Raw genomic sequence first — 8,676 nt, 5'->3', positions numbered from 1 at the left:
ATTTTCTCCTACTTTCTCAACATTTCTTTAACCATTGAAGGCAAAAGCCAAAACAGCATTCCGCACAGCGCTGGAATAAAAGTTTCTCCACCGCCAATCACTCCTAAAAAATACCCTCTTTCTATCGCAGCATATTTATAAGCTGCAATAGTTAATGCGATAGTTAAAATCACTTTTACAGTATTTTTAAATATTCTCTTTTTCATTTTTCCTCCTAAATATATTTTTTGATTTCGTCAATTACATTATCGTAATATCTAAAACTTTCCACCTGCTTGTTGCTATATTTTGCTTTGTCGTAAGCCCAAAATCCAAATTCTTCTGTCTTTAAATTATGCTTTTTAGCTATGCTTCCGACTTTCATTGATGTAATTCCTAACTTGTTGCCGACTTCTGTTGCTGTGTAGCTTTTCTTTTTAACAGCTGGAAGTTCTAGAATCGGATCATCATAGAGAGCATTTGCACTATAAATTTGTAAAGTTTCTCGGTATTTTTCGTTCGTAAACGATTGAGACAATTCCTTTAAAATTCTGCTTTTTTCTAATCTGATTTTGTCTTTTTCGATGTCAAGCAAATCATTTTTAAATGTATTTTCTTTAGTTTTAACAGTTTCTTTTTTTGTTACTTTCTCAATCAATTTGTATCTAACATCAGCACTGTATCTTGCTCCCAGCTGTAATATTCCTTGTATATTTGCTACATACATTGGTAATTTTCGACCTGTTGTATCTTTGTACTCACTCAACTCAAAAATGAGTTCAGCTCTTTCGGTTCCTAATTTACTGATTTCGTCTTTAATATCTCTCAAGACATTGTAATGTTCCTTACCTGTAATTTCTGCAATTTCCAATGATGTCATTGTTCCTTTTGATTCTAATAATTGCAATTCTTTCATTTTTCCTCCTGTTTTCCTTTATTTTCTATCAAATCAGTTCTTAGCTTCATTAATACAAAAAATGCTTCCGCCTTAGTTTTAAAATAATTTCCTTCTTCTTTTCGCTCTTTATCTGATGTTCTGTCTTTATCCACAGTTGAAGAAATAACAAATCTGTTTTTGTGAAGATTAATAAACCAGTAAAGATTTTTATAGTCTTCTGAATAAATAAGGCTTAATTCATCATCTAAAATAATACGTATAATGCCTAGCATGCCATGTAAATTTTGCGATTCAGGATCTTTAAAAGTTTTTCCTTGTCTCATTAACAAATCAACTTCTCTGTGCAGTATTTCTTCCATTTCTCTAATTTGTTCTTCTGTTTTCATAAATTCCTCCTATTTTTTTATCTCAAACCAGCAATTCTAGAATTGCTTAATTGTTTAATTGATAAGTGCTTTTGTTACTCAGACATGTTATTTATGCTGATTTTAAGATATATTTTGTATTGACTTAATTGTGCCATCTGCTTTTAAAAATTAAATAAATATTAGAAAAGAAGATTTATTATGACAGCTCTACATATTCTAGTAGCTATGCCTTGCGCAAAAATATGCAGTGTCATCAGATGGCACGATTAAATTAACGCTTTTTATTGATTTTTTAAAATTAATATTGTAAAATTATTAAGTAAAATCGGTTTTGGCTAAACCGTTTCATATCTGTTGTTTAATAAGTTCTGACTGTCAAAAGATAGTCAGTTTTTGAATAAACATAATTTAACTTAAAAGGAGTATTTATTTATGTCGAATGATTATAAAGATATTTGCCGTTCTATAGAAAAATTAGAAAAAGCAATATCTAAATTACCTAAAGAGTTTAAAGATAACAAAGATGTAGTAAGAATGCTTGAAAAACATTTAAGGGAGTTTCAGAAGTCTAATAAATTTGAAATTCAGAAAGAAATCGGAAACTCCAAACAGTTTCGGCTAACATTAATTTTATCTATAATAAGCATTGTAATATCTGTAATCGCATTATTTAAGCAATAATTTTATAATTACTAATATCAAGGCAATCATGTTCAAGACCAATAAATCAAAATATGTTTTTGGTCTTATTTTTTCCCAAAATTTTTTTAAAAATTTCATATAGTTTATCTCCTTACTTTTTAAATAATTTTTTTATTCTGTTCACTAACTTTTTGCTATTTTCTTTTCTTACTTTATTACTGTTCTTATTCACCATTTCCAATGCTTCATATTTCATTTTAAATTCCTCCTTATCTAACTTTGTTGATTTTTGTTATCGGAAAGCCTTTTTCTGTAATATATGTAACCAGAGCTATAAGGCTTTCGGAGGTTACACTTTCATCCTCAAGTTCTTCACCATCTTCATAGAAATATCCTTGATATTTTACAGAGGGGATACTGAAAGAATAGTCTTCTTCTACTCTTTCGTACACTAAACTTTGAACTTCTTCAGAAAGTGCAACCTGATCTATCTCGGCATATTTTTCTAATTTAGTCAATTTCTTTGTGTTTTTCATTTCTATCATCATCTCCCTTCAATTCTTTTCATCTCAAAATAATTTATTCTCGTTTCCCCTGTATCATACCAATCAATTCTACCATTACAGTCTTTATAAGGTATGCTGACTTCCTCTTCCTCTTCAAAACTGTAATTCTTGAAACATTCTTTTATGACTTTCTGTTCTTCCGAATCCCAGCCGTTCTCAGCAAATTCTTGAAGAGTTTGTTCAAGCTGTTCATCAGTAAATTCAATTGTACCTTCATCGTAATTTTTGACGAAAGTACCGTCTGCGATTTGACGCTGTATTTCGTCAGAGACAACATCTTTTATTTCTTCTAGTTCTGTCATTTTCATCACTCCTATTGTTATTGTAACTTTAAATAAATTTTGTATCTAAAATTTAGTTACGAATTTTTTCAAAAAAAATTAAAGTTATTTGTTTTTCCTATTTACAAACATATTGTAACTTATTTTTAGTTACAAGTCAAGTATTTTTTTGAATTTTTTTAAATTTTTTCTAGGAAGTGCGAAAAAATGTGGTAAAATAATAATGTAAATTAATGAACGAAGGGAAGTTGAATCCATGAGTTATCAAATAGAAAAATTTTTGACAGAATTTTTGAATAAGAAAAATATGACTTTAACAGAATTTTCAAAAAAAATGGAAGTTACACATGTTTATGTATCCAACATAAAAAACGGTAAAAAAACAGCTTCCAAGAAATTTGTTGAAAACTTAATAAGGAAATTTCCAGAGTGTGCAAAAAAAGAAGAAGAATTAATAGCTATGTTAGAAAAAGATAAAAAAATTGAAAAATTAAAAAAATTAGAAAAACAAAGAAGGGAAACAATTGGCAAAAGCGAAGAACTTGACAGGATTTCAAGATTAAACAAGAGGGAGAGAGTACAACTAGATGAAGTTATGAACAGTGCAGCCTACTTTTTTAATGATAACAGTATAAGTGATGAGGATAAGAAAAGATTACACGACAGTCTGCAAGAACTTTTTTTTGATGCTAAAATGAAAAATAAGAGAAAATAGAGGATTCGTATGAAGAAACATAAAAATATGAAACGTAGAGTAAAAAACTTAGTAGAGAAATACAATACGAGCAATCCGTATTTATTATGTAAAAAGTTGAATATTGAAATAAAATACGATTACTTTAAAGATATAAAAGGTTTTTTCAGAAGGATATTAAGAAGAAAATATATTGTCATAAATGAAAATTTGGATGAATATTCGCGTTTAGTTGTCCTATGCCATGAGTTAGGACATGCACTCTATCATAGTTCTAAAAATACACTTCTTTTAAAAAATAATTTTCTGTGCTATGCTCCCGAATTAGAAAACGAAGCAAATGAATTTGCTGTAGAATTGATGAAGTATCAAGAAGAAGTTAGCTATGAAACTGCTAGAGATTGTGATTTGGGATTGCGGATATTGGAAGAGATGAAAAGATACACTAAGAATTGAAAATGTTTGAAATTTTATGAAAGATAAGGTAAAATATGGATATAACACAAGATGAAATAAATAAACTTTTAGAAATTGAAAAAATCGAAAAAGATAATAAAGATTTAGTGATAACATGCATTAGGAAGCAAATATTTGAATTAAAAGCAGCAGAAAACAATAAAATAAAATTTATATTAAACACATTTTTTTCTGGAAACATAAAAGGTAGATATACACTGAATTTAAATTATCCTTTGTATGGAATAAATTTGTGCAGAATAGATATAAACGGTCATGAACATAGGAATCCTAATTATACCACAGGTAACTTGCTATTAGATGAATATAAAGGAGCTATCATTTCAAAGAATCATATTCATATCGCAAATATTGGAGATAAAAAAGTGGGAAATTGGGCTATTCCTTTGTCAAGAGTTTTTGATACAAAAGATATTGAGGAAATTAAGAAAGTCGTTAATTTTTATAAAAAAGAAATAAATTTAAAAAATGATATAGTTTTTTATAAGAAAAATAAAGTAGAAAAATATGAATATCAAAATCTTTTTTAAACAAAGGAGGTAAAATGATGGAAATAAATAGTATAGTAAACGAATACTTGAAATGGATAAGAGAAAATACTAAAATAAAAAATAAGAATGGTATAGATATAATTACTACACCTTTTGCACTTTCAAATAATGATTTGATTGATATAATTGTAAAAAAATAATAACGAAATCATTTTATCTGATGATGGCGAAACTTTGTTTAATTTAGAAATTTCTGGAGTGAATATTGTAAAAAGAAAAGAGATCTTTGAAAAATTTTTAAGATCTTATGGACTTAATAAAACATCTGAAGATGAAATCATAAAAAAAGTAGTTATCAAAATATAGGAAGAGATATTAATGATTTTATACAAGGAATATTATCAATAGATGATATGTTTTTAACTTCCTCTAATAATGTGAAACATTTTTTCAAAGAAGATGTTGCTTTATTTTTGAAAAAAATGATTTTTACCCTAGTCCTGATATAAAATTGGTTGGAAAAAATAATTTAGAATATAACATTGATTATATTATCAATAGGACTAAAAATAAAAAAGAAAAATTAATACGGGTTATTAATTCTAACAATAAAGATAAAATTATTTCTGCTATATTTGCTTTTGAAGATTTAGAAGAAAGAAATTCAGAAAATATAATAATCTTTAACAATACAGAACGAAAATTGAGCAACGAATTAGAAGAGGTATTAAAAAAGAAAAAAATCGAGGTGTTAAATTGGACACAAAAAGAAAAATGGATTAAAGAAATGATAGCATAAGATATACAAGAATACTAAATACATAATAAATTTAAGCAGGGTTAATTTTGGTTTCAAAATATAAAAAGATGGAGGAATCAAAATGAAAAAATTATTTGTAATTTTAACATTAGCATTTGTTAGTGCTAACACATTCACAGAAACACTGTACTTTAAAAACTGTAAGGAAGCAAAAGCGAAAGGGTACAAAAATATCAAGAGAGGGCAACCAGGATACAGACCTAAATTAGACAGAGATAAAGATGGAATAGCTTGTGAAAGTAAATAAATTTTTAAAAACAGGAAATGGCGAAAAAATTATTCATGTATTTTTATCAATATTTGCTGGTTCAATGATTTATATATTATTTCGAGAAAAAAATTTGTTAATGTTTAAATGGTTTAAATTTTTGAAATTGGATTTTATAATAAATTTTTTGAGAGATAATTTTTATAAATACAGAATATATATTCCCAAAAGTGTCTTATTTTCTTTACCTGACGCTTTGTGGGTATATTCATTTACAATGTTTTTAAGCATTTATTTTAAAAATAGAATTATGCTTTCATCAATATTTGCTGGAAGTATAATAACAGAAATATTACAACTTTGGTTTGTAACTGGAACATTTGATATATATGATGTTATATATATGTTTGTATTGTATTTAATTGCAATGTATTTTATAAAAAAAATTGAGGTGGAAGAAAAAATATGAAAAAGAAAATAGGTTTATTGATTGGATGTGCTTTGTTTGTAATTTTAGCAGTTGGAAGTGTTGGGGGTAATGATTCAAAATCAGATTCAAATTCTGGCACAAATAATATAAGTACTGAGAAAAAAGCGGTTACGTATGAAAAAATAACGGCTAAACAATTAGTTAGTGACTTGGAAGGAAATGCTTTAAAAGCTGCTCAAGCTCATAAGGGTAAAGATTATGAAATTACAGGAGTTTTAGGTAATATTGACGCACAAGGAGATTATGTAACGATTGAACCTTCAGGTAATGACCTTACACTTACAGGAGTTCAGGCATTTGTAAAAAATGATGATCAAAAAAAAGTGATTGCTGAACTTTCTAAAGGTGATAAAATAACTGTAAAGGGTAAAGTTAAAGACGTTGGAGAGGTTATGGGATATTCAGTTGATATTGATGAAATATCTAAAGCTACAAGTAAAAAATAATAAATTTATAAAGAAGCTGGGAAATGCTTCTTTTTTGTTGCTTTTTGTAAAAATTTAAAAAAACACTTGACTTGTAACTAAAAATAAATTACAATATATAGGAGGTGAGAATAATGACAATGAGCGAATATCATAAAAATGTTTATGCAAATATAGAATTTGCAAGGAATCAAAAAGGTTTAAGCAAAGGAGAGTTAGCTAATAAAATTGGAATATCAAAGTCAGCGTTATCTTTTGTTTTGAATAGATTAAAAAACGGAAAAACTATAAATACTAAAACTCTTGAAAAGTGGGCAGTTGCTTTAAATGTACCTTTCTCATTTTTTTTTGAAGTTAAATGTAACTAAAAATAAATTACAGAAAAATATTGAGAGAGGAGGTTTGAGATGGGAGAAATAAAATTTAACGAAAAAATAAAGAAATGTAAATCAATAAAAGAAATATTTAAGCAAATATTGCAAAAAAATGATGTTACTTTAAATGAATTTGAAACAATTTCCGATTGGATAAAAACGGAATTTAAGGAAGAAGCGACATTTAAAAAAGAGGCATAAAAGCCTCCCAAAAATAAAAATGTAATATTTTTTGTTTTAAAATATTATTCTGGTTTAATAAAAATAATATGTTTAAAATTTAATAGATAAACTTTATTTTCATAAACGATAATAAGAGAGTTTTCTAATACTTGTTCAATATCGCAAGAAGGAAAAATATTAGATGTAGTTTGAATTGTAACAGGATTTTGAACATCGTATTTTTTTAAATAAAGTTCTATATCATTCAAGGACATAAGATTACCTCCTTTTAGTTATTATTCGACAGTAATATTATAACACAAAGTGGAGGATTATAAAATGAGAAAAGGAAGGAGGTGTGAGATGAAAATTTATTTACCTACACAGGGAGAAATAGAAACTGATAAAGTAATAGCTGGAATAGAAGCGTTAAAAGGGCTTACAGAATTAGAATTTAAAGAAGTGGTAAGATCTATTGAAAAATATTTTAAGGAAAAAAAAGAGAAACTCACCTTTGATGTTGAAGTTACAGAAGATGAGTTTCTAAAAAAAATAAAAGATTATTATAGAAATTCTAAAGGAACTATTCTTCTATAGTAATTTGAATGTGTACTGGACTTAAAAAATATTTTTTATCTTTATGAATAATTTGGACTATTGGCATATCATAAAAACTGTTTTCTATAAAATCATGAGTATTTTTGATATATCCATCTTTAGCCCAATTATATGGAGAAAAAAACTGATTATTATATCCAATTTGATAATCTTCAGTAAGTTCAGTCCATTGTCCAAGCAGACAAGCATAAACTTTATACATAACTATAAACCTTCCTTCTTCTTGATAATTTGTTTTGGTGAATAAATTATAGCACAAAGTGAAGGATTATAAAATAAGAAATGAGAGGAGGTGTAAGAGTGTATGGAAAAAAGATTAATAGAAAAATGTTATGAAGAAATGTTAGTTTTTTTGAAAGATAATTTTGTTGAAAAGTCGGGAATAGAATCACTGGAAGATGAAAATAATATTACTGATATTATACACATTTTTACTGCAATGAGAAAAAGTAAATATAGAGATTTCGAAAAAGAAAAGGAAATAAAACAAGAAATTTATAAAAATTTATACAAATGTACGGAATTGAAAGATTTTAGAAATAGAAATAGAAGATGTGTCCTTTTGTTAGATGCATTGAATCGCAAGGACACATATTAAAACTAATTCAAGAAAGACAATGCGATTTCCAAAGAACAAAAATCTTCAATAAATCCTGTACAAATTTCGTTATTATACTCAAAAGTTACACCGCCAAGACCAAAATCTTGGATAAAGATTTCATCTTCTAAATGTAATTTTTCAGTAGTTTCCATAGGAGCAAATTCTCCGTTAGGAAGTAACAGAACTTTAAAATCATTAACTTTTGAAATCGCATAAACGATAGCTTTAACCATAATAACACCTCCTTTCTTGTGGATTTAATTTATTTGGCGATAATATTATAACTCAAAAGGGGGTAAAAATGAAATAAGGAGGTTAGAAATGCAAAGAGGTACAAATCCTAAGCCATCAACTTCTAAGCCGTCGAATCCGAGAATACAGCGATTATATACTGAACCAAGAAAAAATATAAAAAGAATATATGATATAAGTCTAAAAGTTTTGAAGATAATTGAAGATGAAAGAGTAACTGAAGATGAGTTTTATATAATAGAAAAAATGATAAAAAACGAGTTTAAAAGATTAAAAGAATAAAACAAAAAAAGCACTCCGAAGAGCGCTAACAAAAATTTTTAAAATACT

Annotated in this window: 23 protein-coding genes; 15 read left to right on the top strand and 8 right to left on the bottom strand. The window is 26.9% G+C overall.

Annotated elements, in window-relative coordinates; translation table 11 throughout:
• Positions 1-8 precede the first annotated feature (8 nt).
• Genes AB8B22_RS08670 through AB8B22_RS08660 form a run of 3 tightly spaced genes read right to left on the bottom strand, consistent with a single transcriptional unit; the run spans position 9 to position 1,263 of the window.
• The gene (locus AB8B22_RS08670) at positions 9-206 is read right to left on the bottom strand and encodes a hypothetical protein (protein WP_369710819.1); all 198 of its coding nucleotides are present in this window, start codon (positions 204-206) and stop codon (positions 9-11) included.
• Positions 207-214: 8 nt separating this feature from the next.
• Positions 215-895, bottom strand: coding sequence for a Rha family transcriptional regulator (locus tag AB8B22_RS08665; RefSeq protein WP_369710818.1), 681 nt, complete (start codon positions 893-895; stop codon positions 215-217).
• On the bottom strand, positions 892-1,263 hold the full coding sequence (locus AB8B22_RS08660; protein WP_369710817.1) for a hypothetical protein: 372 nt from the start codon (positions 1,261-1,263) through the stop codon (positions 892-894). Before AB8B22_RS08660 ends, AB8B22_RS08665 begins: the two co-directional genes overlap by 4 nt.
• 414 nt (positions 1,264-1,677) lie before the next feature.
• Here AB8B22_RS08660 and AB8B22_RS08655 point away from each other — a divergent pair, with 414 nt between their 5' ends.
• On the top strand, positions 1,678-1,926 hold the full coding sequence (locus AB8B22_RS08655; protein ID WP_314081084.1) for a hypothetical protein: 249 nt from the start codon (positions 1,678-1,680) through the stop codon (positions 1,924-1,926).
• Positions 1,927-2,156: 230 nt separating this feature from the next.
• On the opposite strand, the gene AB8B22_RS08650 is transcribed toward AB8B22_RS08655, so the two are convergent.
• Together AB8B22_RS08650 and AB8B22_RS08645 are read right to left on the bottom strand one after the other, a co-directional pair.
• A complete protein-coding gene (locus AB8B22_RS08650; protein ID WP_369710816.1) occupies positions 2,157-2,435 on the bottom strand; it encodes a hypothetical protein in 279 nt (92 codons plus the stop codon).
• A complete protein-coding gene (locus AB8B22_RS08645) occupies positions 2,432-2,755 on the bottom strand; it encodes a hypothetical protein (RefSeq protein WP_369710815.1) in 324 nt (107 codons plus the stop codon). Before AB8B22_RS08645 ends, AB8B22_RS08650 begins: the two co-directional genes overlap by 4 nt.
• A 235-nt stretch (positions 2,756-2,990) precedes the next feature.
• Here AB8B22_RS08645 and AB8B22_RS08640 point away from each other — a divergent pair, with 235 nt between their 5' ends.
• The 11 genes from AB8B22_RS08640 (at position 2,991) to AB8B22_RS08590 (ending at position 6,914) form a co-directional block, all read left to right on the top strand.
• On the top strand, positions 2,991-3,449 hold the full coding sequence (locus AB8B22_RS08640; RefSeq protein ID WP_369710814.1) for a helix-turn-helix domain-containing protein: 459 nt from the start codon (positions 2,991-2,993) through the stop codon (positions 3,447-3,449).
• A gap of 9 nt (positions 3,450-3,458) precedes the next feature.
• Positions 3,459-3,884 (top strand): ImmA/IrrE family metallo-endopeptidase, encoded by a 426-nt coding sequence (locus AB8B22_RS08635; RefSeq protein WP_369710813.1) that lies wholly within the window; start codon positions 3,459-3,461, stop codon positions 3,882-3,884.
• Between the two features lie 35 nt (positions 3,885-3,919).
• Entirely contained in the window at positions 3,920-4,435 is a 516-nt protein-coding gene (locus AB8B22_RS08630; protein WP_369710812.1) for a DUF6978 family protein, read from the top strand.
• A gap of 14 nt (positions 4,436-4,449) precedes the next feature.
• Positions 4,450-4,596, top strand: coding sequence for a hypothetical protein (locus AB8B22_RS08625; RefSeq protein ID WP_369710811.1), 147 nt, complete (start codon positions 4,450-4,452; stop codon positions 4,594-4,596).
• Positions 4,597-4,630: 34 nt separating this feature from the next.
• Entirely contained in the window at positions 4,631-4,762 is a 132-nt protein-coding gene (locus AB8B22_RS08620; RefSeq protein WP_369710810.1) for a hypothetical protein, read from the top strand.
• 145 nt (positions 4,763-4,907) lie between these two features.
• A complete protein-coding gene (locus AB8B22_RS08615) occupies positions 4,908-5,195 on the top strand; it encodes a DUF1829 domain-containing protein (protein WP_369710809.1) in 288 nt (95 codons plus the stop codon).
• An 82-nt stretch (positions 5,196-5,277) separates the two neighbouring features.
• Positions 5,278-5,463, top strand: a complete 186-nt coding sequence (locus tag AB8B22_RS08610; RefSeq protein WP_082729362.1) for an excalibur calcium-binding domain-containing protein — start codon at positions 5,278-5,280, stop codon at positions 5,461-5,463.
• Positions 5,450-5,893 (top strand): hypothetical protein, encoded by a 444-nt coding sequence (locus AB8B22_RS08605; RefSeq protein WP_369710808.1) that lies wholly within the window; start codon positions 5,450-5,452, stop codon positions 5,891-5,893. The genes AB8B22_RS08610 and AB8B22_RS08605 overlap by 14 nt, the downstream gene beginning before the upstream one ends.
• A gap of 32 nt (positions 5,894-5,925) precedes the next feature.
• Positions 5,926-6,360 (top strand): OB-fold protein, encoded by a 435-nt coding sequence (locus AB8B22_RS08600; RefSeq protein ID WP_369710807.1) that lies wholly within the window; start codon positions 5,926-5,928, stop codon positions 6,358-6,360.
• Positions 6,361-6,473: 113 nt separating this feature from the next.
• The gene (locus AB8B22_RS08595; protein WP_068157173.1) at positions 6,474-6,707 is read left to right on the top strand and encodes a helix-turn-helix domain-containing protein; all 234 of its coding nucleotides are present in this window, start codon (positions 6,474-6,476) and stop codon (positions 6,705-6,707) included.
• A gap of 39 nt (positions 6,708-6,746) precedes the next feature.
• On the top strand, positions 6,747-6,914 hold the full coding sequence (locus AB8B22_RS08590) for a hypothetical protein (protein ID WP_369710806.1): 168 nt from the start codon (positions 6,747-6,749) through the stop codon (positions 6,912-6,914).
• Positions 6,915-6,958: 44 nt separating this feature from the next.
• Here AB8B22_RS08590 and AB8B22_RS08585 read toward each other — a convergent pair whose 3' ends face one another.
• Complete coding sequence (locus AB8B22_RS08585; protein WP_369710805.1) at positions 6,959-7,150, bottom strand: hypothetical protein; 192 nt, start codon at positions 7,148-7,150, stop codon at positions 6,959-6,961.
• Between the two features lie 88 nt (positions 7,151-7,238).
• On the opposite strand from AB8B22_RS08585, the gene AB8B22_RS08580 reads away from it, so the two are divergent.
• The gene (locus AB8B22_RS08580; RefSeq protein ID WP_369710804.1) at positions 7,239-7,472 is read left to right on the top strand and encodes a hypothetical protein; all 234 of its coding nucleotides are present in this window, start codon (positions 7,239-7,241) and stop codon (positions 7,470-7,472) included.
• On the opposite strand, the gene AB8B22_RS08575 is transcribed toward AB8B22_RS08580, so the two are convergent.
• On the bottom strand, positions 7,459-7,695 hold the full coding sequence (locus AB8B22_RS08575; RefSeq protein ID WP_369710803.1) for a hypothetical protein: 237 nt from the start codon (positions 7,693-7,695) through the stop codon (positions 7,459-7,461). The two genes, AB8B22_RS08580 and AB8B22_RS08575, sit on opposite strands and share 14 nt — an antisense overlap.
• A 102-nt stretch (positions 7,696-7,797) precedes the next feature.
• Between AB8B22_RS08575 and AB8B22_RS08570 the strand changes: the two genes are divergently transcribed.
• Positions 7,798-8,091 (top strand): hypothetical protein, encoded by a 294-nt coding sequence (locus AB8B22_RS08570; protein ID WP_369710802.1) that lies wholly within the window; start codon positions 7,798-7,800, stop codon positions 8,089-8,091.
• Between the two features lie 2 nt (positions 8,092-8,093).
• On the opposite strand, the gene AB8B22_RS08565 is transcribed toward AB8B22_RS08570, so the two are convergent.
• Entirely contained in the window at positions 8,094-8,327 is a 234-nt protein-coding gene (locus AB8B22_RS08565; protein ID WP_021744336.1) for a hypothetical protein, read from the bottom strand.
• Positions 8,328-8,415: 88 nt separating this feature from the next.
• Between AB8B22_RS08565 and AB8B22_RS08560 the strand changes: the two genes are divergently transcribed.
• Complete coding sequence (locus AB8B22_RS08560) at positions 8,416-8,628, top strand: hypothetical protein (RefSeq protein WP_369710801.1); 213 nt, start codon at positions 8,416-8,418, stop codon at positions 8,626-8,628.
• The last annotated feature ends 48 nt before the right edge of the window (positions 8,629-8,676 follow it).

This window comes from Leptotrichia rugosa, assembly GCF_041200005.1.
In the GTDB taxonomy this organism is placed as follows: Bacteria; Fusobacteriota; Fusobacteriia; order Fusobacteriales; family Leptotrichiaceae; genus Leptotrichia; species Leptotrichia rugosa.
Note: the sequence above shows the minus strand (reverse complement) of the source record. Positions and strands in the feature narration are given on the sequence as shown.

Bases quoted from the DNA above. Each gene is read 5' to 3' on its own strand.
- AB8B22_RS08625 (WP_369710811.1), top strand. From the start codon at position 4,450: ATGATGGAAATAAATAGTATAGTAAACGAATACTTGAAATGGATAAGA.
- AB8B22_RS08590 (WP_369710806.1), top strand. From the start codon at position 6,747: ATGGGAGAAATAAAATTTAACGAAAAAATAAAGAAATGTAAATCAATA.
- AB8B22_RS08570 (WP_369710802.1), top strand. From the start codon at position 7,798: ATGGAAAAAAGATTAATAGAAAAATGTTATGAAGAAATGTTAGTTTTT.
- AB8B22_RS08645 (WP_369710815.1), bottom strand. From the start codon at position 2,755: ATGACAGAACTAGAAGAAATAAAAGATGTTGTCTCTGACGAAATACAG.
- AB8B22_RS08650 (WP_369710816.1), bottom strand. From the start codon at position 2,435: ATGATGATAGAAATGAAAAACACAAAGAAATTGACTAAATTAGAAAAA.
- AB8B22_RS08630 (WP_369710812.1), top strand. From the start codon at position 3,920: ATGGATATAACACAAGATGAAATAAATAAACTTTTAGAAATTGAAAAA.
- AB8B22_RS08670 (WP_369710819.1), bottom strand. From the start codon at position 206: ATGAAAAAGAGAATATTTAAAAATACTGTAAAAGTGATTTTAACTATC.
- AB8B22_RS08575 (WP_369710803.1), bottom strand. From the start codon at position 7,695: ATGTATAAAGTTTATGCTTGTCTGCTTGGACAATGGACTGAACTTACT.
- AB8B22_RS08660 (WP_369710817.1), bottom strand. From the start codon at position 1,263: ATGAAAACAGAAGAACAAATTAGAGAAATGGAAGAAATACTGCACAGA.
- AB8B22_RS08565 (WP_021744336.1), bottom strand. From the start codon at position 8,327: ATGGTTAAAGCTATCGTTTATGCGATTTCAAAAGTTAATGATTTTAAA.
- AB8B22_RS08640 (WP_369710814.1), top strand. From the start codon at position 2,991: ATGAGTTATCAAATAGAAAAATTTTTGACAGAATTTTTGAATAAGAAA.
- AB8B22_RS08665 (WP_369710818.1), bottom strand. From the start codon at position 895: ATGAAAGAATTGCAATTATTAGAATCAAAAGGAACAATGACATCATTG.
- AB8B22_RS08580 (WP_369710804.1), top strand. From the start codon at position 7,239: ATGAAAATTTATTTACCTACACAGGGAGAAATAGAAACTGATAAAGTA.
- AB8B22_RS08655 (WP_314081084.1), top strand. From the start codon at position 1,678: ATGTCGAATGATTATAAAGATATTTGCCGTTCTATAGAAAAATTAGAA.
- AB8B22_RS08560 (WP_369710801.1), top strand. From the start codon at position 8,416: ATGCAAAGAGGTACAAATCCTAAGCCATCAACTTCTAAGCCGTCGAAT.
- AB8B22_RS08635 (WP_369710813.1), top strand. From the start codon at position 3,459: ATGAAGAAACATAAAAATATGAAACGTAGAGTAAAAAACTTAGTAGAG.
- AB8B22_RS08585 (WP_369710805.1), bottom strand. From the start codon at position 7,150: ATGTCCTTGAATGATATAGAACTTTATTTAAAAAAATACGATGTTCAA.
- AB8B22_RS08610 (WP_082729362.1), top strand. From the start codon at position 5,278: ATGAAAAAATTATTTGTAATTTTAACATTAGCATTTGTTAGTGCTAAC.
- AB8B22_RS08595 (WP_068157173.1), top strand. From the start codon at position 6,474: ATGACAATGAGCGAATATCATAAAAATGTTTATGCAAATATAGAATTT.